Source organism: Comamonas composti DSM 21721, from assembly GCF_000429845.1.
GTDB lineage: Bacteria > Pseudomonadota > Gammaproteobacteria > Burkholderiales > Burkholderiaceae_C > Comamonas > Comamonas composti.
The window spans coordinates 1-24,636 of the sequence record NZ_AUCQ01000007.1 but is presented as its reverse complement, the minus strand read 5'-3'; the positions used below and the strand labels follow the sequence as shown (position 1 = coordinate 24,636).

Annotated in this window: 20 protein-coding genes; 8 read left to right on the top strand and 12 right to left on the bottom strand. The window is 65.0% G+C overall.

The genetic code is table 11. The features are described from left to right. The first annotated feature begins 31 nt into the window (after positions 1-31). Complete coding sequence (locus G486_RS0106640; RefSeq protein ID WP_455350716.1) at positions 32-2,344, top strand: TonB-dependent receptor domain-containing protein; 2,313 nt, start codon at positions 32-34, stop codon at positions 2,342-2,344. 510 nt (positions 2,345-2,854) lie between these two features. Here the strand turns inward: G486_RS0106640 and G486_RS0106635 are convergent. Both G486_RS0106635 and G486_RS0106630 read right to left on the bottom strand, forming a co-directional pair. Continuing rightward, the gene (locus G486_RS0106635) at positions 2,855-3,904 is read right to left on the bottom strand and encodes a Fe(3+) ABC transporter substrate-binding protein (RefSeq protein ID WP_027014836.1); all 1,050 of its coding nucleotides are present in this window, start codon (positions 3,902-3,904) and stop codon (positions 2,855-2,857) included. A gap of 291 nt (positions 3,905-4,195) precedes the next feature. Then, on the bottom strand, positions 4,196-4,741 hold the full coding sequence (locus tag G486_RS0106630) for a phasin family protein (protein WP_027014835.1): 546 nt from the start codon (positions 4,739-4,741) through the stop codon (positions 4,196-4,198). Positions 4,742-5,073: 332 nt separating this feature from the next. Between G486_RS0106630 and G486_RS0106625 the strand changes: the two genes are divergently transcribed. The 6 genes from G486_RS0106625 to G486_RS0106595 all read left to right on the top strand — a co-directional run bounded on the left by G486_RS0106625 (position 5,074) and on the right by G486_RS0106595 (position 12,346). Further along, complete coding sequence (locus G486_RS0106625) at positions 5,074-5,538, top strand: acyl-CoA thioesterase (RefSeq protein WP_027014834.1); 465 nt, start codon at positions 5,074-5,076, stop codon at positions 5,536-5,538. 140 nt (positions 5,539-5,678) lie between these two features. Further along, on the top strand, positions 5,679-6,896 hold the full coding sequence (gene pncB, locus G486_RS0106620) for a nicotinate phosphoribosyltransferase (protein WP_027014833.1): 1,218 nt from the start codon (positions 5,679-5,681) through the stop codon (positions 6,894-6,896). A 77-nt stretch (positions 6,897-6,973) separates the two neighbouring features. Beyond that, positions 6,974-8,401 (top strand): sodium:proton antiporter, encoded by a 1,428-nt coding sequence (locus tag G486_RS0106610; RefSeq protein ID WP_027014832.1) that lies wholly within the window; start codon positions 6,974-6,976, stop codon positions 8,399-8,401. Positions 8,402-8,416: 15 nt separating this feature from the next. Next, positions 8,417-9,451 carry a 2-hydroxyacid dehydrogenase gene (locus G486_RS0106605; protein WP_027014831.1) on the top strand — a complete coding sequence of 345 codons (1,035 nt, stop codon included), beginning with the start codon at positions 8,417-8,419 and terminating at the stop codon, positions 9,449-9,451. A 203-nt stretch (positions 9,452-9,654) separates the two neighbouring features. Next, entirely contained in the window at positions 9,655-11,148 is a 1,494-nt protein-coding gene (gene rmuC / locus G486_RS0106600) for a DNA recombination protein RmuC (RefSeq protein WP_084455117.1), read from the top strand. Between the two features lies 1 nt (position 11,149). Further along, on the top strand, positions 11,150-12,346 hold the full coding sequence (locus tag G486_RS0106595; protein ID WP_027014829.1) for an MFS transporter: 1,197 nt from the start codon (positions 11,150-11,152) through the stop codon (positions 12,344-12,346). 62 nt (positions 12,347-12,408) lie between these two features. Here the strand turns inward: G486_RS0106595 and G486_RS0106590 are convergent, their stop codons facing one another. The 6 genes from G486_RS0106590 to G486_RS0106565 form a co-directional block, all read right to left on the bottom strand. Beyond that, complete coding sequence (locus G486_RS0106590; RefSeq protein ID WP_027014828.1) at positions 12,409-13,278, bottom strand: LOG family protein; 870 nt, start codon at positions 13,276-13,278, stop codon at positions 12,409-12,411. Between the two features lie 253 nt (positions 13,279-13,531). Beyond that, positions 13,532-14,227 (bottom strand): ANTAR domain-containing response regulator, encoded by a 696-nt coding sequence (locus G486_RS21675; RefSeq protein ID WP_051303233.1) that lies wholly within the window; start codon positions 14,225-14,227, stop codon positions 13,532-13,534. A 90-nt stretch (positions 14,228-14,317) separates the two neighbouring features. Next, positions 14,318-16,060, bottom strand: coding sequence for a nitric oxide reductase activation protein NorD (locus tag G486_RS0106580; RefSeq protein WP_034386839.1), 1,743 nt, complete (start codon positions 16,058-16,060; stop codon positions 14,318-14,320). A 2-nt stretch (positions 16,061-16,062) separates the two neighbouring features. After that, positions 16,063-16,917 carry a CbbQ/NirQ/NorQ/GpvN family protein gene (locus G486_RS0106575; RefSeq protein WP_027014826.1) on the bottom strand — a complete coding sequence of 285 codons (855 nt, stop codon included), beginning with the start codon at positions 16,915-16,917 and terminating at the stop codon, positions 16,063-16,065. Positions 16,918-16,955: 38 nt separating this feature from the next. Further along, on the bottom strand, positions 16,956-17,438 hold the full coding sequence (locus G486_RS0106570) for an AmiS/UreI family transporter (protein ID WP_027014825.1): 483 nt from the start codon (positions 17,436-17,438) through the stop codon (positions 16,956-16,958). A gap of 184 nt (positions 17,439-17,622) precedes the next feature. Continuing rightward, a complete protein-coding gene (locus G486_RS0106565) occupies positions 17,623-18,660 on the bottom strand; it encodes an aliphatic amidase (protein ID WP_027014824.1) in 1,038 nt (345 codons plus the stop codon). Between G486_RS0106565 and G486_RS23955 the strand changes: the two genes are divergently transcribed. After that, positions 18,652-18,879 carry a hypothetical protein gene (locus G486_RS23955; protein WP_156919932.1) on the top strand — a complete coding sequence of 76 codons (228 nt, stop codon included), beginning with the start codon at positions 18,652-18,654 and terminating at the stop codon, positions 18,877-18,879. The two genes, G486_RS0106565 and G486_RS23955, sit on opposite strands and share 9 nt — an antisense overlap. A gap of 196 nt (positions 18,880-19,075) precedes the next feature. Here the strand turns inward: G486_RS23955 and hpnE are convergent, their stop codons facing one another. From hpnE to hpnC, 4 genes are all read right to left on the bottom strand, one after another. Then, on the bottom strand, positions 19,076-20,410 hold the full coding sequence (gene hpnE / locus G486_RS0106560) for a hydroxysqualene dehydroxylase HpnE (RefSeq protein ID WP_027014823.1): 1,335 nt from the start codon (positions 20,408-20,410) through the stop codon (positions 19,076-19,078). Beyond that, positions 20,407-21,252, bottom strand: coding sequence for a presqualene diphosphate synthase HpnD (hpnD, locus tag G486_RS0106555; protein ID WP_027014822.1), 846 nt, complete (start codon positions 21,250-21,252; stop codon positions 20,407-20,409). Before hpnD ends, hpnE begins: the two co-directional genes overlap by 4 nt. Positions 21,253-21,434: 182 nt before the next feature. Then, complete coding sequence (locus G486_RS21670; protein WP_034386884.1) at positions 21,435-23,291, bottom strand: AMP-binding protein; 1,857 nt, start codon at positions 23,289-23,291, stop codon at positions 21,435-21,437. A 213-nt stretch (positions 23,292-23,504) separates the two neighbouring features. After that, on the bottom strand, positions 23,505-24,395 hold the full coding sequence (gene hpnC / locus G486_RS0106545; protein ID WP_027014821.1) for a squalene synthase HpnC: 891 nt from the start codon (positions 24,393-24,395) through the stop codon (positions 23,505-23,507). Positions 24,396-24,636 lie beyond the last annotated feature (241 nt).

Below are 24,636 nucleotides of genomic sequence, written 5' to 3'. Positions count from 1 at the left end.
TTTGGCTTTTTCAATCCTTTGGAGTGTTTTCATGATTTCCTTTGCCTTAGAGCGTGCTCACGATCTCTACGCTGCCGCGTTGGAGTGCAATCGGGATGAGTTCAAAGCGATGGGGCGCAGCTTGCACCAGGGTGCAAGCAAGGGCCTGCGCGAACAAATCGCCCGATTTCGCTCCAAACCCTTGAGGACACTGGCGCGCCGCGAGGAGATCGTGAACACGCTCTTACGCCCGGCACCGCTGGCGGTTGCTGCCGCCCTGGCCTGTGTTTCCCATATCTCCTGGGCCCAGTCCGACACTGAAAAAGAGACGACGATGCGCGAAGTCGTGGTCTCGGCCTCGGGCTTCGAGCAGGACATCCGGGAGGCGCCGGCCTCGATCAGCGTGATTACGCGCCAGGATCTGGAGCAAAAGCGGTTTGGCAACCTGGCCCAGGCGCTGGAGGATGTCGAGGGCGTGGACGTGGGGGCTGGCACGGACAAGACCGGCGGCCCCAACATCAGCATTCGCGGCATGCCGCCCGAGTACACGCTGGTGCTCATAGACGGGCGGCGCCAGAACTCGGCGGGCAATGTCACGCCCAACGACTTCGGCGGCACGCAGACCAGCTTTTTGCCACCCATGTCGGCCATCGAGCGCATCGAGGTCATACGCGGCCCCATGTCCACGCTCTACGGCTCGGATGCCATGGGCGGCGTGATCAACATCATCACCCGCAAGGTCGGCAAGACCTGGGGCGGCTCCATCAATGTGGACTACACGCTGCAGCAGGAGTCTTCATTCGGCGACACGCACGCGGGCAAGTTCTACCTGAGCGGGCCCATCAAGCAAGACCTGGTGGGTCTGGCGATTCGCGGCAGCCGCTTTCATCGCGAAGGGGCGGACATCAACTACCAGGGCAACAATGGCCAGATCGTCGTGCCCAGCATGGGGGGCAATCCCGTCAAGTCCAGCGTCAACACCATGGGCGCGCGCCTGTCCATCACGCCCAACCGCTATCACGACATCATTTTCGATGCCGAAACCGGTCGCCAGACCTATGACAATGGGCGCGGGCAAATGGGCTCGCTGACGGGCGGCTATGCCACCGCGCAAAAGTACAACCGTGACCAATGGAGCATTGCCCACACCGGGCGTTATGGTTTCGGCACCTGGGACAGCAGCTACATGGTCAATCAGACCGAAACCATAGGCCGCACAATTCCCAAGGGAACGCCGGGCGCCGTGGAAGGCGGTCCGCGTACGCTGGAAGTGCAAAGCAAGGTGCTGGACACCAAGCTGGTCATGCCCTGGGCCAATCATTTGACCACCCTGGGTGGTCAGTGGTGGCAGGCGAGCATGGTGGACGGCGTGGCGCCAGAGCAATTCAAGTTCACGCAAAAAGCCCTGTTTGCCGAGGACGAGTGGAGCTTGACCCAGGATTTCAAGCTGACCCTGGGTGCTCGCTACGACAGGCACAGCATCTTCGGCGGCAAGACCAGTCCGCGTGTCTACGGCGTGTGGAATGCCGCGCCGCAATGGACGCTCAAGGGCGGTGTCAGCAACGGCTACAAGACGCCGCGTGTGGAGCAACTGGTGCCGGGCATCAATGGTTTTGGTGGTCAGGGCACGATTCCGCTGATTGGCACGCCCAGCCTCAAGCCCGAAACCAGCCGCAGCACCGAACTGGGCGTTTACTTTGACAACGCCCAGGGTTTTGGCTTGAACGCCATGCTGTTCAACAACGACTTCAAGGACAAGATCACCAGCGGCCCGGGCCTGCCCAACTGCTCGTTTGCAGGCCAGCCCAACCGGCCTGACTGCGTGGACTTCGGTCACTGGCCCAATGTGGACATGTTCGGCCAGCAGGTCAACGTGGACAAGGCGAATACGCGCGGCCTGGAGCTGGGCGCACGCTATGCGATCAGCAAGGCCTGGTCCACCAGCGCCAACTACACCTACACCAAGAGCGAGCAGAAAAGTGGAGCCAACAAGGGCAAGCCGCTGACCGATACGCCCAAGCATGCGGTCAACGCACGCCTGGACTGGAAGCCTTCGGCCCAGTGGAGCGGCTGGCTGCGCGCCGAGTACCGCAGCGAACGTTTCCGCGACCCCGGCACTTCAGCCAGCACCGTGGCTGCAGCCCAGACCCTTGGCGACTACAAGGCCTATACCCAGCTTCACCTGGGCGGCAGCTACCGTGTCTCGCCCAAGTTCACCATCAACGCCGCCGTCTACAACCTGTTCAACAAGGACTTTGTGGACTACCAGCCTTACCGCACAGGCAATACCGTGACCTACGGCAACCGCTATCGCAATCCGCTCGAAGGCCGGCGCCTGTGGGTTTCGGCCAACTACGAGTTCTAAGAACGTGTTTACGATCTCCTCGGTGCCGCGCCAGTGTCTGTGCGGGATGGGATGCAAGGCGCGACACCGCAGCAATAGCCGTGCTATTGCGAGGATTCGCAACGCTGCAGACCGCCCGCAAAGGCACTGGCCCGAAGGGCTGGAGTGAAATCGGGCTATTTTCTAGCGCTAAAGCTTGCTTGCACCCCGGTGCAAGCTGCGCCCCATCGCTTTGAACTCATCCCGATTGCGCTCCAACGCGGCAGCGTAGAGATCGTAAACACGCTCTAAGCTCGGTCAGCTTTTTTTGATAGCGTGTAGCGCTTGCCTGGCGAGCGCTACACGCTTTTTTGATCTTGAATGACTGACGCCGAAAGACAGAGAGGAGCCCGGGAGAGGCGGGCTGGGCGAGTGTGCCGGATGTCTGCTTTCAGCATGGCTTCTCACACTGATGCGGGAAATATCGGGGGCAGCGGGCAAGGGCCGCCGCCTCCCTCGGGGGCAAGCGGCGCGAGCCGTTTGGCGGGCTGATTACTGGAACCCGGCGCGGTCCAGCATCTGCTGAACCTTGACCTGGTTCCTGCCTGCGGCGCTGATCGGAATGGTCTCGCTCTTGAACGGCTTGCCCTGCGTCATGGTCTTGAGCGCAGGGTTGTCCAGCTCGACGTTCCTGGCTGCAGGCCACTCGTTGTTGCCGTTGGCGAAATAGTTCTGGGCCACGGGGCTGGCCAGGTATTCCAGGAACTTGATGGCGTTGTCCTTGTTCTTGGCGTGGCGGGCCACGGCACCGCCGGCGATATTCAGATGCGTGCCCCAGCTGCTCTGGTTGGGAAAGACCACGCCGACCTTGGCCGCGACGGCCTGGTCCTCGGGCTTGGCCGAGCGCATCAGGCGTGCGAGGTAGTAGCTGTTGCTCACGCCTATCGTGCATTCGCCCGAGGCCACGCCCTTGATCTGGTCGATATCGCCGCCCTTTGGGGTGCGGGCGAGATTCGCCGTCATGCCCTTGATCCAGGCCTCGGCCTTTTGCTCGCCCAGGTGCTCGACCATGGTGCCGAACAGGCTCAGGTTATAGGGGTGGGAGCCCGAGCGTATGCACAGCTGGCCCTTGAACTTTGGGTCGGCCAGGGATTCGTAGGTGGCCACGTCCTCGGGCTTGACCTTGGCCTTGTTGTAGACGATGACGCGGGCCCGCGTGGACAGACCAAACCAGCTGATGCTGCCGTCGGCAGCCGGGTGGGCGCGCAGATTCGCGGGAATCACGTCTTCCAGCGGCTTGGAGCGTATCGGCTGGAACAGGCCGTCGACCTCGCCGCGATACAGGCGCGCAGCGTCGACGAGCAGGATCACGTCGGCTGGCGATGACTGGCCCTCGGCCTTGAGGCGCGCAATGATGCCGGCGTCATCGCTGTCCACGCGGTTGATCTTGATGCCCGTGGCCTTGGTAAAGCCGTTGTACAGCTCCTCGTCGGTCGAATAGTGACGTGCAGAGTACAGGTTCAGCATCTGGGCATCGGCATAGGCCGCCGAGGCGGCTGCGATGGCACAAACACTGAACAGGGCTTTGAGGGAGCTGGACATGCGGGCTGGCCTTTATGGAAGATGCTTATGAGAAAGCGAATAACGAGAACTGTTCTCAATCATAGCCTCTGGCACATGTCCTGCCGCCAGATACCGAGAGCCCATGCAAGGTGATTGGCAGCGCAGGGACGAAAAAAAACCCAGTCTTGCGACTGGGTTTAAAAGGATCCGTGAAACAAGATTTCAGGAGGATCCAAGGAGACAACTGGTGTCGGTTTTTCAACCGGCGATGGGTGCAATTCTAAGGGTAACTACGGTCTTGTTGCACACCATCTTTGTAGGACTTTGTCATCAACGCTTGCGCGACGCGGCCTGCGTTGCTTCGGCCACGGGCGTGGTCACGGCATTGAAGTTGGCTTCGGCCAGATCCGATGCCTGCTTGACCGCTTTTTGCACGGATTCGAAGGCGTTGTTGGCAGCCGTCACGGCGCTCTTGATCACGGCCACGGCGGTTTCGCTGCCTGCGGGCGCGTTCTTGGCCGTGCTGTCGATCAACGAGGTCAGGCCTTTTTGCACTTCGCTGGCCTGGCTCTCGAAGGTCTTGGCGAATTCTGCGCCCGTGCCGCTGGCGATCTCGTAGAGGTGGCGGCTATAGGAGGCAGTCTTCTCGGCCAGGGGCTGGAACAGGTTGGCCTGCAGGGCCAGCAGCTCCTGGGCATCCTTGGCGCTGAGCACGGCCTGGGTGTGCTGGGCAACTTCGCTCAGGGCGGCACGCGAGGCCGTCACATTGAGTTCCACGAGTTTTTCGACGCCGGCAAAGGCCTTGCTGGTCAGACCGAAAAGGGTCTCTACGTTGGCTTTGTGGGCGCTCAGGATTTGGTCAGGGGTCAAGCTCATATCAATCTCCGTAAAAACGGACCATGAAGGTCTGGGTTGGCGGGAAAAAGCTGTACCGGTTCGGCCCAATGCCATGTTGCAGTGCAGCAATGCCTCTATTCTATGGAATGTGACAAAGTAAGCAAGAGGAATTTGCTGCAATGCAGCAAAAAACGGCGCTGTTCTGTGGTTTTTATGTAAGCAATTGATTTTAAATTGCTTTTATGTCGTTCTGATTACATTTCGCTGTGCCAAGGTGCCGCGTATCGATTTTGCATGCCTTGCGTCCTTCAGGTGACAGGTACCGGCTCTTGAGAGGGGTTTTGCGCCCGGCAGGCAGCACAATGCGCGGCATGAGCGCATCTTCCCAGAATCTTTCCCCCGAGAGGCCCGTGGCCCAGCCGCGCGAGGCGTATGCGGTGTTTCGCAGCATAGGCACACGCTGGATGGACAACGATGTCTATGGCCATGTGAACAACGTCGTCTACTACAGCTGGTTCGATACGGCGGTCAACGCCTATCTGATCGAGCAGGGGGCGCTGGATATCCATGCCGGGCAGACGATTGGCCTGGTCATAGAGACGCAGTGCAATTATTTTGCGCCCCTGGCCTTTCCCCAGACCGTGGAGGCCGGCCTGCGCGTGGCGCGCATCGGCAGCTCCAGCGTGCGCTATGAGGTGGGGCTGTTCGCGGCCGGGGAGCCGCTTTCGGCAGCCGCAGGCCACTTTATCCATGTCTATGTGGACAAGGCCACGCGCCGGCCCGTGGCCGTGCCCGAGGCCCTCAAGGGCGCACTTGCCCCCTTGCTGCGGGGCTGAGCCGCAGGCTGCAGCACCCGTCTGATCGGGCTGGGTCTGGGCCGGACTGGCCGCGGTGTTCTCTGGCGCGTTGCGCCAGCCGGATCGCCTACACTGGAGCGCTGTTTGCCATTGAGAGCCCGATGGGCGCGGCCCAGTTCATGATCATCACCAGCCTGCTCGACACCGACCTCTACAAGTTCACGATGATGCAGGTGGTGCTGCACCAGTTTCCGGGCGCACGTGTGGAATATCGCTTCAAGTGCCGCAACCCCGGCGTGCAGCTCGCTCCCTATGTGGATGAAATCCGCGCCGAGATCCGCTCGCTGTGCAGTCTGCGTTTTCAGGATACGGAGCTGGCCTATCTGAGTTCGCTGCGCTTCATCAAGAGCGACTTCGTGGACTTTCTGGCGCTGTTCCAGCTTAACGAGAAATACATATCGGTCCAGGCTCTGCCCAGCGGCGAGATCGACATCTCGATCAAGGGCCCCTGGCTGCACACCATCCTCTTCGAGATCCCGGTGCTGGCCATCGTCAACGAGGTCTATTTCCGCAATACGCGGCCGGCGCCGGATTTTCTCGAAGGCCGGCGCCGGCTCAGCGAAAAGATCGCCCTCATGCAGCGCCCCGGGCTGGAGGCACTGCGCTTTGCCGACTACGGCACGCGTCGGCGTTTTTCACGCGCCTGGCACGAGGAGGTACTGCGCGTGTTGTGCACGCGACTCGGCGCGGGTGTGGGCGCTGTCGCGGGCGGCGCGCCATCCCAACTGGCGGGCACCAGCAATGTGCTGTATGCGATGAAGCTGGGTCTCAAGCCGCTGGGCACGCTGGCCCATGAGTATCTGCAGGCCTGCCAGTCGCTGGGCCCGAGGCTGCGCGACAGCCAGGTCTTCGGCTTCGAATCCTGGGCGCGCGAGTACCGTGGCGATCTCGGGATTGCGCTGTCGGATGTCTATGGCATGAGCGCCTTCCTGCGCGACTTCGACCTGTATTTCTGCAAACTGTTCGACGGCGCGCGCCATGACAGCGGCGATCCGTTCGAGTGGGGCGAGAGGCTGGTTGCGCACTACCGTGCGAACCGCATCGACCCGCTGAGCAAAACCCTGATCTTCAGCGATGGTCTGACCGTGCCGCGTACGATAGAACTCTTTCAGCGCTTTCACGGGCGCTGCCAGCTGGCCTTCGGCATCGGCACGAATCTGACCAATGATCTCGGCGATCCGCCTGACCATGTGCCGCTGCAGATCGTGATCAAGATGACGCGCTGCAACGGCCAGCCGGTCGCCAAGCTGTCGGACACGCCTGGCAAGAGCATGTGCGATGACGAGAAATACCTGGCCTATCTGCGCCAGGTCTTCGAGATCGCCGCGCCGGCCTGATGCCTGCCCGCCAGCCGGCGCCAGGCCAGCGAAGCCAGGGCGCCGGTGTTTTTGACCGATTCCAAGGAGACTTTTTCATGCATGCATTCCGTTGGGCCTGGGTCGCGATCGCGGCCTGCCTGCCCGGCTTGGCCCGGGCAGCCGAAATCGATGGCGCCCAGCTCTCCGTGCTGTGGGGCGTGCCGTTTGCGGGCATGCTGCTGTCGATCGCGCTCATGCCCTTGTTCGCACCGGGCTTTTGGCACCACCACTTCGGCAAGCTCACGGCCGCCTGGGCGCTGGCCTTCCTGCTGCCCTTTGCGGCCGTCCATGGTGCGGGCGCGGCTGCTGCCAACCTCATCCACGCGCTGCTGGCCGAGTACCTGCCGTTCGTGATTTTGCTCACGGCCTTGTATACGGTCTCGGGCGGCATTTATGTACGCGGCAATCTTGTGGGCTCGCCCGGCCTGAACACGGGCATGCTGGCCCTGGGCGCGGTGCTGGCCAGCTTCATGGGGACCACGGGAGCTTCCATGCTCTTGATCCGCCCGCTGCTGCGCGCCAACGACAACCGCCGCCACCAGGTGCATGTGGTGGTGTTCTTCATCTTCATCGTCTCCAACGCGGGCGGCTCGCTCACGCCCCTGGGTGATCCGCCGCTGTTCCTGGGTTTTCTCAAGGGCGTGGATTTCTTCTGGACCGTGGGCCACATCTTCCCCGAGACCTTGTTCCTGGTCGGCGTGCTGCTGGCCTTGTTCTATGCACTCGACAGCTGGATGTTCAGGCGCGCGGGCGAGACCGGCCTGCCCGATCCCACGCCCAGCCTGGACGAGGCCGGCCGCCCCAGCCGCCTGGGCTTTGATGGCGGATTCAACTTCGTGCTGCTGCTGGTCGTCAGCGCGCTGGTGCTCATGAGCGGGCTGTGGCGCACGGATGCAGGCTTCGAGCTGGCCGGCACCCATGTGGGCCTGCCGGGCCTGGTGCGCGATCTGGGACTGCTGGCCGTGACCATCATCTCGCTCAGGCTCACGCCCAGGAGCGTGCACCAGTCCAACGAGTTCGGCTGGGCACCGATGCAGGAAGTGGCCAAGCTGTTCGCGGGCATCTTTCTGACCATCATCCCCGTGATCGCCATGCTCAAGGCCGGCGTCGACGGGCCGTTCGGCGCCATCGTCAGCGCGGTCACGCGCCCGGACGGCTCGCCCGACACGCTGATGTACTTCTGGGCCACGGGCCTGCTGTCGTCCTTTCTCGACAATGCGCCCACCTATCTGGTGTTCTTCAATACCGCAGGCGGCGATGCGGCCGAGCTCATGACGGCCATGGCCGGCACGCTGGCGGCGATCTCGGCGGGCGCCGTGTTCATGGGAGCCAACACCTATATCGGCAATGCGCCCAACCTCATGGTCAAGGCCATTGCCGAGGAGCGCGGCGTGAAGATGCCCAGCTTCTTCGGCTACATGCTCTGGTCGATCGCGATCCTGATTCCCTTGTTCGTGATCATGAGCTTCATCTGGTTCAAGTAGGCACAGGAGACAAGCATGGCCCACAAGCCCCGTGTTCTGGTTGCGCGCGCGATCTCGCCCGAGGTCGTGCAAAAGCTGGAGCAGCATTTCGAGCTGGAGTCCAACCAGCAGGATCTGGCCTTCAGCCCCGAAGCCTTGATCGCCCGCCTGCAGGACAAGGACGGGGTTCTGAGCACGGGCACCCAGCTCATAGACGCGCCCCTGCTCGCGGCCTGTCCCAGGCTCAGGATCGTGGCCAACATGGCCGTGGGCTATAACAACTTCGATGTGGCGGCCATGACGGCGGCCGGCGTGCAGGGCACGAATGCGCCCGATGTGCTCACCGAGACCACGGCCGATTTCGGCTTTGCGCTGCTCATGGCCACGGCGCGGCGCATCAGCGAGAGCGAACACTATCTGCGCGCAGGCCGCTGGAAGAGCTGGCGCTACGACATGTTCGTGGGCGCCGAAATCCACGGCAGCACGCTGGGCATCATCGGCATGGGCCGCATAGGCCAGGGCATTGCCAGGCGCGGCGCCCATGGCTTTGGCATGAAGGTGCTCTATCACAACCGCTCGCGCCTCGCGCCCGAGATCGAGGCCGAGTGCAAGGCCAGCCATGTGGACAAGCAGCAGTTGCTGGCCCAGGCCGACCATGTGGTGCTGGTCCTGCCCTACACGCCCGAGAACCGCCACACCATAGGCGCAGCCGAGCTGGCGCAGATGAAGCCCTCGGCTACGCTGATCAACATCGCGCGCGGCGGCATCGTCGACGATGCCGCCCTCGCGCAGGCGCTGCGCGAGCGGCGCATCGCGGCTGCGGGCCTGGACGTGTTCGAGGACGAACCGGCCGTGCATCCCGCTCTGCTGAGCGTGCCGAATGTGGTGCTCACCCCCCATATTGCGAGTGCCACGCTGGGCACGCGCCGGGCAATGGCCGAGCTGGCGGCCGACAACCTCATCGACATGCTGATCGCAGGCCGGCCGCCGCGCACGCCCGTCAACCAGCCCGATGCCGGGGCGGCCCAAGCGCGCGCAGGGTTGGGCGCAGGCGTTCACGGCAAGACCTGAGTTTTGTAGTCAAATAGGCTGGTTGCGCTTGATGGGTAAGCGCTACCAGCTATTTTTTTGGAAGCGCCGTGAATCAATCTCCAGGACTGTGGTGGGCCGCCTGGGCCGTCTTGTTGTTGCTGCAAGCCTTTGCGCTGTGGCTGTTGTGGCGGCGAGCCAGGCCGGGGGCGGAGGAGGGGGGGGCGCTGCAGCAGCGCCTGCTTATGGGCCTGCAGGCCCTGGATCTGCGCCTGCAGCAGATCGAGCGAGGAGCCCAGTCCACGCAGATGGCCGTGGCCAAGAGCGATGGCGCCATGGAGCGCATGGCCCAGCAGTTGCAGGCCCATCTGGCCCAGGTCCAGGCCGATGCCCAGGCCGGGCGCAGCGAGCAGGCCCAGGCGCTGGGTGCCTTTCGCCAGGAGCTGAGCCAGCTGGCGCTGCGGCTGGGCCAGGAGGGCAGCCAGGCGCGCGAGACGGCCGAGCAGGGCCGGGTGCAGTTGAGCGCCCATGTGCAGCAGCGCTTCGAAGCCCTGGCCCAGACCTTGCGCGGCACGCTGGATTCGCTCAAGAGCGATGTGAGCCAGCAGCTCACCCACGGCACGACCACCATGGGTGCGGCGCTCAAGGACCAGCTGGGCAGCAATGGCGAGCAGATGCGCCACCAGTTCGCGGTGCTGCAGGATGCCGTGACTCAGCAGCTGGCCGGGCTGTCCCAGTCCAGCCAGTCCGGGGCGGAGCAGTTGCGCGCCACGCTCAACGAGCGGCTGGAGCGCATACGCAGCGACAACGCCCAGCGCCTGGACGAGATGCGCCGCACCGTGGATGAAAAGCTGCATGCCACGCTGGAGCAGCGCCTGGGCGAATCCTTCAAGCTGGTCAGCGACCGGCTGGAACAGGTGCACAAGGGCCTGGGCGAGATGCAGACCCTGGCCGGCAGTGTGGGCGACTTGAAGCGCGTGATGACGAATGTGAAGACGCGCGGCACCTGGGGCGAGTTGCAGCTGGGCGCGATCATGGAGAACATGCTCACGCCCGAGCAGTACGCGAAAAACGTGAAGACCGTGCCGGGCAGCGACGAGATGGTGGAGTTCGCAGTGCGCCTGCCGGGCAAGAGCGACGAGGCCCCCGTGTGGCTGCCCATCGATGCCAAGTACCCGGTGGAGGCCTACCAGCGCCTGCTGGATGCCCAGGATGCGGGCGACAAGGCCGCCATGCAGGCCGCGGGCAATGCGTTCGAGTCCTCGATCAAGCTGGAGGCGAAGAAGATCTACGCCAAGTACGTGAGCCCGCCCCACACCACGGATTTTGCGGTGCTGTACCTGCCCACCGAAGGCCTGTTTGCCGAGGTCATGCGCCGCCCGGGCCTGGTCGAGGCCCTGCACAACGAGTGCCGCGTGATGATGACGGGGCCGGCGAATCTCGCGGCCATGCTCAGCAGCCTGCAGATGGGCTTCAAGACCCTGGCCATCGAAAAGCGCTCGTCCGAGGTCTGGGCCGTGCTCGGCCAGGTCAAGACCGAGTTCGCCAAGTTCGGCGAGGTGGTGGACGCCACGCGCAAATCCATCGACGCTGCGGCCAGGCGCTTCGAGCAGATGGGCGTGCGCACGCGCGCCATCCAGCGCAAGCTGCGCGATGTGCAGGAGCTGCCCGCGCCCGATCCTGACGATCCCCTGCTGGGCACGGGCGCACCCGAGGACGGTGAGGACGGCGAGGGCTGATGTGAACCTGGCGCTGCTCAAACTCATCACCGCCCAGGTCTGCGTGCACGCCACCATGGCCGGCATGCGCCTGGCGGCGCCGCTGCTGGCGCTAAAGCAAGGCCATAGCGCGGTGGCCGTGGGCTTTTTGCTGGCCTTGTTTGCGCTGACCCAGGTCTTCATGGCCCTGCCCGCAGGCCGCTATGCGGATCGTGCAGGCTTTCGCAAGCCCTTCTTCCTGGCCATGCTCGCGGCCAGCGGCGGCTCGGGCCTGGCCCTGCTGCTGCCCAGCTATCCGGCGCTGTGCGTGGCGGCCCTGCTCACGGGCGGGGCCAGCGGCATGGTGGTGATTGCCGTGCAGCGCCATGCGGGACGCATTGCCCATGATGCGCTGGCGCTCAAGAAGGTCTTCAGCTGGCTGGCCATAGGCCCGGCGGTCTCCAACTTCCTGGGCCCGTTTCTCACGGGTCTGCTCATCGACTATGCGAACTTCGGCGGCGAGGAAAGCACCATGGGCTTTCGCATGGCCTTTGTGCTGCTGGCCCTGGCGCCGGTGCTGGCCTGGAGCTGGGTGCGCAGCACGCAGGAGCTGCCGCCCGTGCGCGCGCCTGCCGGCGGCCCCAAGGCTCAGGCCTGGGATCTGCTGCGCGAGCGCGGCTTTCGCCAACTGCTGCTCGTGAACTGGCTGCAGTCCGCAAGCTGGGACGTGCACACCTTTGTGCTGCCGCTGCTGGGCCATGAAAAAGGCATCAGCGCCTCGGTCATAGGCACGCTGCTCGGGGTGTTTGCGGTGGCCGCCACGGTGATCCGCCTGCTCATGCCCCTGGTCGCGGAGCGTTTGCGCGAGGGCGCGGTGGTGGCGGGCGCGATGCTGGTCTCGGCCTGCGTGTTTGCGGCCTATCCGCTCATGGACTCGGCCTGGACCATGGGCATTTGCTCGATGCTGCTGGGGTTTTCGCTGGGCTCGGTACAGCCCATGGTGATGAGCATGCTGCACCAGATCACACCCGAGCACCGCCATGGCGAGGCCCTGGGCCTGAGGCTGATGCTGATCAACGCCTCCAGCGTGGCCATGCCCGTGCTCTCGGGGGCCGTGGGCTCGCTGATCGGCGTGGCCTCGCTGTTCTGGATCATGGGCGCGGGCATGGGCAGCTGCCTCAAGCCGGCCTGGAGGCTGGGACTGTCTACAAAAAAAGAAGCTGCTAGCGCTGGCCAGTAAAGGATTTCAGGTCGAAAACCATCTGAAATCCAGTAGTGACAGGCGCTAGCAGCTATCTATTTTTACCAACCCGTGGCGTGGTATTCCTTGATCAACGCCCAGGCCTCGGCAGGATCGTCGGTGTAGCGGAACAGCTGCAAGTCCTTGGGCGAGATCGTGCCTTCCTCGATGAGCACCTCGAAGTTGATCAGGCGCTTCCAGAAGTCCGTGCCGAACAGGATCACGGGCACGGGCCTGGCCTTGTTGGTCTGCACCAGGGTCAGCACCTCGAACAGCTCGTCCATGGTGCCAAAGCCGCCGGGAAAGACCACCAGGGCCTTGGCGCGCATCATGAAGTGCATCTTGCGCAGCGCAAAGTAGTGGAACTTGAAGCTCAGATCGGGCGTGATGAAGCGGTTGCCGTTTTGCTCGTGCGGCAGCTCGATGTTCAGGCCGATGTTGGGGGCACCCGCATCGTGGGCGCCGCGGTTGGCGGCCTCCATGATGCCCGGGCCGCCGCCCGTGCAGATGTACATGCGCTCGCTGAGATCACGCTCCATGCTCTCGCTGGCCACGATGCGCGTGAAGGCGCGCGCCTGTTCGTAGCGCTGGGCGTTGCGCATGGAGCGCTCGGCCAGGGCCAGCTGCTGGGCGTCGCCGCTGGCGCGGGCGGCCTCCAGCTGGGCCTGGGCCTGTTCCAGATCCACAAAGCGTGCGCTGCCATAGACCACGATGGTGTGCTCTATGCCGCGCTCGATCTGGGCCAGGTCGGGCTTGAGCAGCTCCAGCTGCATGCGTATGCCGCGGGTTTCGCGGCGGAACATGAACTCCGGGTCTGCGTAGGCCAGGCGATTCGAGTTGGGTTGCAAGACCAGACCGTTATGTGATTGGTAGTGGAGGGCGGCCAGGCCGTCGGCCAGGTCGGTGTCGGAGAGTGGAGAAGAAATATGCATGAACCCTCGTATGAAAAACAGGGAATGGCCTTCTTGGAAGCCAGCCCATTCACTTGTTCAGTACGCTGCCAGCGCAGGCTGTGCCTGCACTATACGCTCACAAACTCATAGCCTTTGGCTTGTGAAAAATCTACGGGTTTTACAAATGGCAGCACAGTGCTTGGAGGGTCCATGGTATTTGCGATGCCCGCTCTCGAATGCAAACGATCCTGCCGGGGCCGGGCAGGCCTTGCACAGGGCGAGTTGCAGCGTTCTATTCGGCCCTGGCCGATCTTGCGGCCTGGGCCGCTGGTGACAGCAGCACGCTGGCGCTGACAATGGTCTCGGCCATGCTCTCCACGGTGCAGCGTTTGCGCATGGCCTGTTCGCGGATCAGCTCATAGGCCTGGCCCTCATCGATCTGCAGGCTGTGCATCAAGACCTTCTTGGCTTCGATGACGTGGCGCTGGCCCAGGAGCTTGGCCTGCAGCCTGTCGATGCGGGCCTGCTGCTTGCGGGCCTGTTTGTGCGTCTCGCAGGCCACGAGCAGGCAGGAGAGCAGTTCGAAGGCGCTGGCCGCTGCGGGCAGCACGGCCAGCGCCTTGAGCGCCAGCATGCCGGACAGCGCGCTGGCGTTTTCCTCTCCGGGCATGGCAATCAGGGCCGGGGCTTGCTCGGCATGGGCCCAGCCCAGGTGCTGGGGCAGGGTCTGGGGGTGCATGGCCAGAAACACCACTTCGGTAGCCAGGGGCAATTGCTGCCGTGGGGGCCACAGGGCCTGGACCTGGCAGCCCAGGTACTGCAGCTGCTGGATCAGCAGGCGGCTTCGCTCATCGTCGGGATGCATGACACAGACTCTGAGCGGGCTGGCCTGGCTGAACCAGGCCTTGCCGGCCGGGGCCGTTCGGGAGCTGGCCGGCCAGGGTGCGTCTTGCGGCTGCGGCAGGCCGGGAGCTGGGTGCTTTTCCATTTGCATATTCCAAAGCAGACCAGAGGGTTCGGTTGATGGGCAGGCCGCACTATGCGGGCCAGGGGCCCTGGTTCAGCCCGAAGTGAGGAATCATGTCGCAAGTCTTATTGCCATTTGCATCAGCCGCGCGGGCAACTGCCCAGGCTCCTGGGCAATGCTGAAATTGCGCCAGCCAAAGATGTGGCGCACATAGTCGTCGGCCCCGGCGTCCACGCTGAGGCAGGCCATGCGCGTGCCCGTGCTGCGGGCTTCCAGCACGGCGCGGCGCGCGTCTTCGATCAGGTAGCGCGGTTCGTGCACGTCGATGTCCGAGGGCTGGCCATCGGTGATGACCAGCACGCTGCGCTGGCCCCAGGGCTGCTCCTGCAGGCAACTGTTCGCATGGCGCAGGGCCGCGCCCAGGCGTGTGGAGTAGCGCGCGGCCAGGCTGTCGAGCAGGGCGCTGGTGCTGTCGCTGCAGGGCTGGCCGAAGTCCAGCAGGCGGTAGTAGAAGACCTGGGCCCGGGTGTTGGAGCAGAACGCGTGGATCGCCAGCCGGTTCGCTCCCTGCAGGGGCGAGTGAGCCAGCAGCAGGGCGGCCTGTTTCTCGATCTCCAGCAGGCTGACGCCTTGGGGCGTGGCGCTGCTGGCGTCGTTCACGGACTCGGAAACGTCGAGCAGCACCAGCAGGCTCGTGGGGCGGGGGGCCTTGCCGGGGCGCAGAAACAGCCGGGGTTCGGGCTGTAGCCCCAGCCGCTGGTGGACCAGCACGTCGATGGCCGCGTGCAGGTCGATGTCCTCGCCCTCCCATTGGCGGCGCAGCTTCTGGCGCCGGTCCAGCTGCCGGGCGCGCGGCAGCAGCCAGGGCGCAAGCCGGGGGGCTGCAGGTTTGCGCCTGTCTGCGGTTGCAGGCAGGGGCCAGGCAGGCAGCTTTTCTATGACCGTGCACCAGTCAGGGCGCAGGCGCTCGGTCACATGGTTCCATTCGGGGTAGCTGAAGCGCCCCAGCTCAAGATCGGCAGGGGGTGGCGCCGGCAAGGCCTGGCGGGTGGCAGGGCGCTGGCGTTGCTGCGCCTGGGGAAGGGCCAGGGCCTGCTCGGCATCGGACTTGGCATGGCGCCACAGATAGCTGTTGTCGTCCCTGCAGGGGCTGGGCGGCGCATAGTCCTGGGGCATGCGCACGCGTGCCTGGCCCAGGTCATTGGCGAGTATGGAGGCCAGGGCCCTGAAGGCCGCATAGTCCTGCAGGCCATGCTTTTGGAGTGCCTGCTGGAACAGTTGGCGTGCCTTGTTCGGCCAGTGGCCCCGGTCTTCGCTGCCGGGCAGCAGCAAGACTCTGTCCAGCCGTGCCATGAAGGCCGTGAAGCCCAGGTCGTCGAGTGCCGGCGCAGCCGCCAGGGCCTGTTCGAACCAGGGACGCAGCCCCGGAAACTCAGCGATCAAAAGCAGCTCGACGCGCGCATCTTCCACGGCCGAAACCACGGCCAGGCCCATGGACGTGAGTCCTGCCGCAGGCTGGGCCGCAGGCGAGTGCCGCACATGGGCCACTGCATGGGCCACCATGGCCTGGTGCTGGGACAGGCGTTGTTGGCGGCACACCTTTGGCAGCGGTGGCAGCAGCAGGCGGTAGCGCGGCGGTGCGGCCTGCGGTGTGGCTCCATCCTCCCAGGTGCCGGTCGTGAGCACGGCGCGTGGCGGGCCGCTGGGCGCGGCTCCGAACAAGGAGGCCGGGACGGGCTGCTCGGCCAGGGTGAGCGGCAGCACATCGACCCAGGCGTGAGCCAGGCCCTGGGCCAGCAGGCTCAGGCTGTGGTAGTGCTGCTGATCCTGGTCCAGCGTGAATGGACGTTCCATGTTCAGGCGCTGGTGGTGAGCGTGCGCGGGCCGAAGTGCGCCTCCACCAGCTGGCTCAGGGCCAGGGCCGTGTCGGGGTCGTCGGTCAGGGCACGGGTGATCGTCATCTCGCAGCTGTCGTGCACCGAGACCCCTTCGCGCAGCAGCAGGCCTGCGTAGATCAGCATGCGCGTGGAGGCGCCTTCGTCCAGACCCCGGTTCTTGAGCGCCCGCGTGCTTTGCGCGAGGCTGACCAGCTGGCGGGCCAGCGCATGAGAGATATCGGTCTCCCGGGTCACGATGCCGGCTTCGAGCTCGGGCAGGGGGTAGTCGAATTCCAGGGCCGCAAAGCGTTGACGGGTCGAGGTCTTGAGATCCTTGACGTGGCTTTGGTAGCCGGGGTTGTAGGAGATCACCAGCTGGAAGTCGGGGTGGGCATGGACCAGCTCGCCCTTCTTGTCCAGCGGCAGGATGCGGCGTGCATCGGTCAGCGGATGGATGACCACGGTGGTGTCCTGGCGTGCCTCGACGACCTCGTCCAGATAGCAGATGCCGCCATGGCGCACGGCCAGGGTCAGCGGGCCGTCATGCCAGGCCGTGCCCCCGGCGTCGAGCAGATAGCGGCCCACGAGGTCCGAGGCCGTCATGTCCTCGTTGCAGGCCAGGGTGATCAAGGGGCGCTTGAGCATCCAGGCCATGTATTCCACGAAGCGGGTCTTGCCGCAGCCCGTGGGTCCCTTGAGCAGCAGCGGCAGCCGGCTCTGGTAGGCATGGTGGTAGAGCGCGATCTCGTTGCCCCAGGGCTGGTAGTAGGGCTGTTGCTCGATCCTGTAGGCGGCCAGCGGGTCCGCGTCCGAAGAATTTGCCGGGTTCTGCATTTTTTGCATGAAAGAGTTCGTGTGAATGTCCATGAAGGTCACCATTTGCCCAGCAGCATGAGCGTGCCTGGAATCCAACAGCTCACGATGCCCACGAAGATCGTGTAGAGGGGCAGAAAGCGCGGCGATTTGTTCAGGGCCAGGGTCAGGAAGAACAGAAACCAGAGGCTGGTCCAGAGCAGCCACATGGCGATCAGCCGTATGTCTGCGGCCGCGGCTGCAAAGATCAGGGCACTGACGGCCACAAACAGGCAATACCAGCCCAGGCCCGTGCCCTTGAGTCCCCACCACTGCACCGCAGCCAGGTAGAGGTAGGTGAATGCGAACAGCAGGCCACCGGCCACAGCCGAGAAGTCCGCCGCCTCTCTGGCCCACCAGATGCCGATGACGCTGATCAGCAAGGCCAGCAGGCCCACCAGCAGGTTGAGAATGGCCGACTCTCGCCTGTCGATGTGGCCCATCAGGCCCACGCCATTGACCATGAGAACGACTCCGATGAAGAACAGGGCCAGACCTAGCATGTCGAATCCTTCTGGCAAACCGGGAGGGAAGTCCCGGCTCCAGGCGGAGCCGGGCAGCCAGGGCTGGAGCCGCTGTCTGCGGCCCTGTCTTCAATCGTCGGGTTTTCTTGCGAGACCCAGCCAGGCGCGCCACGGCATGGACTGCCGCGACCCGTGCGGCGATCCCATCGGATGGCCGGCCGTATCAGCGATGCTGGACGGCCTCGTTGGGAATGCCCTCCATGGGGCACTCGGGTGTGCCCATGGTGGCGCGCGTGAATGACTCCACCATCTCGCGCGTACCCTCGGGGTCGTTGATCCACTGGCTGTAGAAGCTGTAGGGGCACTCGGCCACGCCGCGCGGGCTGTCGCCGGAGTTGATGGTGCCCGTATAACCACGGTGCACGAGCTTGAACAAATGGTTTTGCGACTGGGCGTTCTTGCGCGCATCGCGTATCAGGTGCTTGGACAGCTCGGCGTACTGGATGCCCATGCTCTCCTCGCCGGTCTCGCCCAGGGTGCGGCCGTCGAAGCCGATGATGGCCGAGTGGCCGAAGTAGGAGTAGACGCCGTCGAAGCCGGCCGCATTGGCCACGGCCACATAGCAGTTGTTCATGAAGGCCATGGCCTTGGAGACCAGGATCTGCTGCTCCTTGGCCGGGTACATATAGCCCTGGCAGCGCACGATGAGCTCGGCGCCGCGCATCGCGCAGTCGCGCCAGATCTCGGGGTAGTTGCCGTCGTCGCAGATGATGAGGCTGATCTTCAGGCCCTTGGGGCCTTCGCTCACATAGGTGCAGTCGCCCGGGTACCAGCCCTCGATGGGCACCCAGGGCATGATCTTGCGGTACTTCTGCACGATCTCGCCCTGGTTGTTCATGAGGATCAGCGTGTTGTAGGGCGCCTTGTGGGGGTGTTCCTCGTGGCGTTCGCCCGTGAGCGAGAACACACCCCAGACGTTTGCCTTGCGGCAGGCGGCGGCAAAGATCTCGGTCTCCTCGCCGGGAATCTCCGAGGCGGTCTCGTACATTTCCTTGGCGTCGTACATGATGCCGTGCGTCGAGTACTCGGGAAAGATCACCAGATCCATGCCGGGCAGGCCGCGTTTCATGCCCACCAGCATGTCGCCGATGCGGCGCGCATTCTCCAGCACCTCGGCCTTGGTATGCAGGCGCGGCATCTGGTAGTTGACCACGGCAACGCCTACGCAGTCATTGCTGCTGGAAATATCTCCATGTCTCATCTCGCGGCTCCTCAAGAAGTGGTGGCTCAAAAAGGCCGGGCCGGCGCTCTGCGCAAGCGCCTGCATGCAGGCGTGGCCCGGACCTGTGGCGGGTCGCTCAACAGGCAATCGATCAGGCTCAGGGGCGAAAAAAAAAGCCCGAACCGGCTGAAAAATCAACCGATTCGGGCGTTTGTTGCCCAACATCCGCGCTGGCAGCATTGGCAGCCGGTGTTGTGAATTAGAGGGTGCTGGGTGACGGCATTCGAGTGCCGGCCGCTCATTGTAGTGAATGTTCAATCCGCAAAAATCGGCCAGGCCCCGATTGATGGATGGAAAAATCCTCAAGATGTAAGAGCGTGTTCACGATCTCTACGCAGGCGCGTTGGGGCTCAATCGGGATGAGTTCGAGTCGATGGGCTGCAGCTTGCCCCGGTCATTGCGGCAGGCACAGGGCCTGCGCGGTCTGTATGCCGCTGCGTACGGCCCCTTCGATGGTCGCGGGATAAGGCCCTTGCACATAGTCGCCGCAGGCCCAGAGGCCGTGGCCGAGCTCCGGCGCCGGGCGGCTGAGTGCAGGCGTGCAGGCAAAGGTGGCGCGCTTGTCGATCACGCTGCGCAGTGCCGTGAGCTTCAGCCCCAGTTGCTGCTCGGCCTGGGCCAGGACCTGGGCCTGCAATGGCGTCTTGTCTGCCTGGCTGTGGCTGATCACGAAGGCCATCAGGCCCGGCGGGCCGCCCAGCTGTCCATGGTCGAATACGAACTGGGCCGGCGCCTGCTGCGTATTGCGCAAGGCCAGCCAGGGCAGGGCGAGGCGTGCCGGGTGCTCGCCCTGCCGGGCCCAGGCATAGACCGTGGCAATCGGCCGGTGCTCCAGGGCCTGGGCCTTGGCGGCCCAGCGCTCAAAGGCGATGCCCTCGCGCGCGGGCAGGCTGGCATGGCCGGCGGCGCTCAGGGCCAGGCGTGCGGCCTCGGGCGCGGGGCAGGCGAGGAGAACGGCGTCGAACTGTTCGGGCGCGTGGCCGGCCGCCGTGGCCAAGGCCCATTGCTCGCCCTGGGGGATGATCTCGATGACGCGGCTGCCAAGCTGTACGCGCTGGCCGTGTTGCGCAAGCCAGCGGGCTGCGGGAATCGGGAACAGGGTGCCGAGATCGCTGCGCGGAACCAGGAAGTGCGAGCCGCCCCGGCCGCTGAACAGCGCATCGCGCAGCACGCGCAGGAACACGCTGGCGCTGGCTTCCTGCATGGGCGTGTTGAGCGCCGAAATGCACAGCGGATCTATGAATTCATCGAGAAGGCGCTGGGGCAGGCCGTTGCATAGCTGGGCCACGGTGGTGCTCTCTTCGCACTCAAAGCCTGCGAATCGCCAGCGTGCGGCACGCGTCAGCAGGGCCAGGCGCTGGCCAGCGCTCCAGCCGCGTGCGCAGGCGATGCCGGCCAGCGCATCCAGCGGTGCGGGCCAGTCGGGAAAGCCCAGGCCGCTGCCGTCGGCATAGCGCAGCGTCAAGGGCTTGCGCAGCAGGGCCTGCTCGGGGTCCACGCCCACGCTGCGCATCAGCTCCAGGCTGCTGGTGTAGGCACCGATCAGAATGTGCTGGCCGTTGTCCACGCGGTGGCCCGTGCCGTCGGGCAGCGCCAGCTCCATGCCGCGCGCGCGCCCGCCGGGCTCGCGCCCGGCCTCGTGCAGCACCACGCTCCAGCCGCTGCGCGCAAGCGTGAGCGCAGCCGCAAAACCGGCCCAGCCGCCGCCGATGATGGCGGCTGTTCTCATACCGCCATGCGCCCCAGCGCCTGCATCTTCCATGCGAGCCAGAACTTGCGCAGTGGCGGCAGGCTGATGCGCTGGTGCAGCACCTGGAAGTTCTCGGCCTCGATCTCGCGCAGCAGGGTGCGGTAGATGCTGGCCATCATGAGGCCGGGCTTTTGCGCGCGGCGGTCGGCTGCGGGCAGCAGGGCCAGGGCCTCGTTGTAGAGGCCATGGGCGCGCCGGGCCTGAAAGCGCATCAGGTCCGTGAAGCGCTCGGAGTACTCGCGCTTGTTGATCTCGTGGGCCTTGACGTCGAACTGCTGCAGCTCGCTGATGGGCAGATAGATGCGTCCGCGCATCGCGTCCTCGCCCACGTCGCGGATGATGTTCGTGAGCTGGAAGGCCAGGCCCATTTTGTGGGCATAGGCCGTGGTGGCTGCATCGGTCTGGCCGAAGATGCGTGCCGCGACTTCGCCGACCACGCCGGCCACGAGGTGGCAGTAGCGCTCCAGTCCTGCGAAGTCCAGGTAGCGGGTCTGCTCGAGGTCCATGCGGCAGCCTTCGATCACGGCCTGCAGGTGCTGCTCCTGGATGCCGTAGCTGGCGATATGCGGTGCCAGGGCCTGCATGACCGGATGGCTGGGCTGGCCTGCAAAGCCCTTGTGCACCTCGCCCTGCCACCAGGCGAGCTTGGTGGCGGCCACGCCGGGGTCCGAGGTCTCGTCCACCACGTCGTCCACTTCGCGGCAAAAGGCGTAGAAGGCCGTGATCGCCGCGCGGCGCTCGCGCGGCAAGAACAAAAAGGCGTAATAAAAGCTGCTGCCCGAGGCCGCAGCTTTCTCCTGCACATACTGATCCGGATTCATATGGGCGCAGATTGTCCCATGGCTGCCATGGCGCAGAAAAAGCCCGGAGGCTGATCTGCAAAAATCGTAGCTGCTTGCGCTTGCCTGACCTCAAATTTCATAGGGTTTTATTGAAATTCTAGACAGGACAAGCGCTACCAGCTCTGGTTTGCATAGCAGGCCGGGAGCGGTGCAGGCTGGAATCAGCCCTGGACCACGATGGCGTGCTCGAAGGTGTGCGACGCCAGAATGTCCTGGGCCGCCTGGCGCGCGGCCGCATCCTCGCGGCTCAGGCTCACGGTCACGCGCAGGCCGCGCTTGCCGCCTTCCTTGGCGTCGATGCCGGCGAGCAGCTCGCCCAGGCTTTGCCGCAGCTGGGGTTCGAGCAGGCGGCAGGCCGCATCCTCGCGCAGCGCGGGCTTGAAGATCTTGCCCACGCTGGTCATGGGCAACTGGGGCAGCACGTAGATGTGGCGCGGCCAGGCCGGGCGCTCGGCAATGTGCTGCTGGGCGTGCTCCTGCAACGCCTGCAGGGCCGGGGCATCGGCGCGCGCGCCCGGGGCCAGGCTTACATAGCACACGGGCAGCTCGCCCGCATAGCCGTCGGGCTGGGAGACGGCGGCCGCATAGGCCACGTCCGGGTGGCGGGTCATGGCTTCCTCGATCATGCCGGGGTCGATGTTGTGGCCGCTGCGGATGATCACGTCCTTGGAGCGGCCCGCGATGAAGAGCTTGCCCTGCTCGTCCAGGTAGGCGAGATCGCCCGAATCCAGACCGCCGTCGACGAAGGTGCCTGCGTTCTGGGCCGCATTCTTGTAGCCCGGCGAGACCGAGGGGCCGCGCACGAACAGATGGCCGACTTCGCCGGGCGCGCAGTCCGGGCCCAGGCCGCCGCCGGGCAGGGGGCGGCGCACGCGCAGCTCGGAGTAGGGGATGCGAAAGCCCACGGAGCAGAAACTGGGCTCGCCGCCCAGCGGGTCGATGGCGGTGACGCCGCCCGACTCGGTCATGCCCAGGACTTCATACAGGGGCTTGCGGGTCTCGCGCGCAAAGCGCTCGGCCAGGGCGCGCGGCGTGGGCGCCGAGCCCGTGATGCAGCAGCGCAGATGCGGCAGCTCGGGCACGGGGCCGGCATCGAGGATGGGGGCCAGCGAGGTGGGCACGGCGCCCGCAATCGTCACGCCCATGCGCTGCACGATGGACCAGTAGCCGCGGATCATCTCCGGGTTGCGCAGGCCCTGGGGCGAGAGGATGAGCACGTGGGCGCCCGTCAGAAAGGCCGACAGCGAGCAGGCCATGGCGCTGGCCACATGGAATAGCGGCAGGCCGTTGGCGATCGCATCCTCCTCGTCGAGGTTCATGAGCGCGGCAGCGCCCAGCGCGGCCGTGAGCTCGTTGCGCTGGGTATGGGCGACGAGCTTGGGCACGCCCGTGGTTCCGCCGGTGTGGAAGTAGGAGGCCAGGGCGTCCGGGCCCTTGCCGCTGTCGAACATGAGCTGGTCCGCGGGCTGGGCCTTGCGCAGGGCGTCGAAGCTCAGCGCGCCTGCGGGCGCGGGCTGGCCGGGCAGGTCCACGGCGACCAGTTTCAGCTGGGGCATGGCGGCCTGTATGGCCAGGCATTTCTCCCACAGCGGGGCAGCCATGGCCGGACCGCCGCCGACCAGCACCCGGGCCTCGGCGGCTTCGAGCAGGGCGACCAGGTGCTCGGTCTGCAGCAGGGGGTTGAGCGGCACCGCATGCCCGCTTGTGGCTGCGCCCCACAGCGTCATATGGGTTTGCGGCAGATTGGGCAGCAGATAGGCGATGCCGGCACCGGGCCCGGCCAGGTCGGCGAAGGCATTGGCCGTCTGGGTGATGGCGCCCAGCAGCTGCTCGTAGTTCAGGGTCAGAGGTGTTTCGTCGGGGCTGGCGCTGAGCACCATGGACAGCGCCGGGCGCTTGCCGTGGCGCTGGGCGGTGCGCACAAAGGCCTGGTGGATGGTGTCGGCAATGCGTGCGGAAAGGGGAAGGGCCTGTTCGTAGGCCTCGATGTCGGCCAGGCTGAGTATGGGGGTCTGCAAAGGGAAATCCTCGAATGAAAGCTGCTCTCGTTTTTGATTATGGAATGCCTGGCGCAGATTGCGTCCATGGGATATCCAGAATGCAGGAGGCAGCATGGTTCAGGCTGGATGCTATGCAAAGCAGAGCTGCTTGCAAGCGACCCTTCTAGGATTTTGATGAAAACATAGCTGAAATCAAGAGCTGGGTTGCGCTAACAGCTCTTTTTTTAGGAGTCAGTCTGCGGGCTGCCTTCTCATCCACAGCGCCCGCCACAGCATGCGGGGTGCATCGGCCTTGCCCAGCGTGGGGCGCTGGTGGAGGCTGGCGCCCTGCAGTGCATCGATCTTGTCCAGAATGCGCAGCCCGCCCTGCACGACCAGGCGCAGCTCCCAGCCCGCGCGCCCGGGCAGGGCATGGACCAGGGGCGCGCCCTGGTCCATGAGGGCGCGGGCCCAGGCGGCCTGTTCGGCCAGCAGGCCGCGCAGCGCGGGGGTGAGGGCGCTGGGTTCGGGGCGCAGGTCGGCGCGCGCGATGCCGTGCCTGGCGCAGTCGGCATCGTTCAGGTAGTGGCGCCCGCGTGGCAAGTCCTCCGAGAGGTCCTGCCAGAAGTTGATGAGCTGCAAGGCCGTGCAGATGGCATCGCTGCGGGCCAGCGACAGCGCGTCCTGCACGCCGTATAGATGCAGCAGCAGCCGGCCCACGGGGTTGGCCGAGCGGCGGCAGTAGTCGAGCAGCTCGGCGCGGTCCGCATAGGCTTGCGCGGCCTCGGTCTTGTGCACGTCCTGGATGAAGGCGCTGAGCAGATCGTCCATCAGAGGCAGCGGCAGGCCGTGGGCGCGCACCTGGGTGGCCAGCGGCCCGAACACCTGGGGCCAGTCGGTGCGCGCCAGCATGGGAAATTCCTGCTCGCTGCCCAGGGCCATGAGGTCGGACCGGTAGGCCGCAAGCCGCTGCAGGCGCTCTTGTGCACAGGCCTCGCCCTCGTCGGCCAGATCGTCGGCCGTGCGCGCAAAGTGGTAGAGCGCGGCAATCGGCGCGCGCAACCGGGGCGGGCACAGCCATGAGGCCACGGGGAAGTTCTCGTAGTGGGTGACTGGGGCGGGAGCGGTGAGGGCAGAGGTCACGGGATAAAGATACTGGAGGTGTTGCCTGCCATTGTCGGCGCTAAGAGCGTGCTCACGATCTCTACGCAGGCGCGTTGAAGTGCAATCGGGATGAGTTCGAGTCGATGGGCCGCAGCTTGCACCCGGGTGCAAGCAAGGGCCAGCGCGAAGAAAGGGCGTGTCCGAATTTTTGTGTAAACGGGTCGGACTTCAGTTGGCGGAGATACGGTCTCCGAACTGAATGGTAAAGCGGATCAAGGCA

What these genes read in the sequence shown, in the direction of transcription:
- G486_RS21675 (WP_051303233.1), bottom strand. Translation starts at nt 14,227, where the DNA reads ATGGAAAAGCACCCAGCTCCCGGCCTGCCGCAGCCGCAAGACGCACCC.
- G486_RS0106565 (WP_027014824.1), bottom strand. Translation starts at nt 18,660, where the DNA reads ATGAGACATGGAGATATTTCCAGCAGCAATGACTGCGTAGGCGTTGCC.
- rmuC (WP_084455117.1), top strand. Translation starts at nt 9,655, where the DNA reads ATGGGCCTGCAGGCCCTGGATCTGCGCCTGCAGCAGATCGAGCGAGGA.
- G486_RS0106590 (WP_027014828.1), bottom strand. Translation starts at nt 13,278, where the DNA reads ATGCATATTTCTTCTCCACTCTCCGACACCGACCTGGCCGACGGCCTG.
- hpnE (WP_027014823.1), bottom strand. Translation starts at nt 20,410, where the DNA reads ATGAGAACAGCCGCCATCATCGGCGGCGGCTGGGCCGGTTTTGCGGCT.
- G486_RS0106630 (WP_027014835.1), bottom strand. Translation starts at nt 4,741, where the DNA reads ATGAGCTTGACCCCTGACCAAATCCTGAGCGCCCACAAAGCCAACGTA.
- pncB (WP_027014833.1), top strand. Translation starts at nt 5,679, where the DNA reads ATGATCATCACCAGCCTGCTCGACACCGACCTCTACAAGTTCACGATG.
- G486_RS0106605 (WP_027014831.1), top strand. Translation starts at nt 8,417, where the DNA reads ATGGCCCACAAGCCCCGTGTTCTGGTTGCGCGCGCGATCTCGCCCGAG.
- G486_RS0106625 (WP_027014834.1), top strand. Translation starts at nt 5,074, where the DNA reads ATGAGCGCATCTTCCCAGAATCTTTCCCCCGAGAGGCCCGTGGCCCAG.
- G486_RS0106635 (WP_027014836.1), bottom strand. Translation starts at nt 3,904, where the DNA reads ATGTCCAGCTCCCTCAAAGCCCTGTTCAGTGTTTGTGCCATCGCAGCC.
- G486_RS0106570 (WP_027014825.1), bottom strand. Translation starts at nt 17,438, where the DNA reads ATGCTAGGTCTGGCCCTGTTCTTCATCGGAGTCGTTCTCATGGTCAAT.
- G486_RS0106640 (WP_455350716.1), top strand. Translation starts at nt 32, where the DNA reads ATGATTTCCTTTGCCTTAGAGCGTGCTCACGATCTCTACGCTGCCGCG.
- G486_RS0106610 (WP_027014832.1), top strand. Translation starts at nt 6,974, where the DNA reads ATGCATGCATTCCGTTGGGCCTGGGTCGCGATCGCGGCCTGCCTGCCC.
- hpnD (WP_027014822.1), bottom strand. Translation starts at nt 21,252, where the DNA reads ATGAATCCGGATCAGTATGTGCAGGAGAAAGCTGCGGCCTCGGGCAGC.
- G486_RS0106575 (WP_027014826.1), bottom strand. Translation starts at nt 16,917, where the DNA reads ATGCAGAACCCGGCAAATTCTTCGGACGCGGACCCGCTGGCCGCCTAC.
- G486_RS0106580 (WP_034386839.1), bottom strand. Translation starts at nt 16,060, where the DNA reads ATGGAACGTCCATTCACGCTGGACCAGGATCAGCAGCACTACCACAGC.
- G486_RS23955 (WP_156919932.1), top strand. Translation starts at nt 18,652, where the DNA reads ATGTCTCATCTCGCGGCTCCTCAAGAAGTGGTGGCTCAAAAAGGCCGG.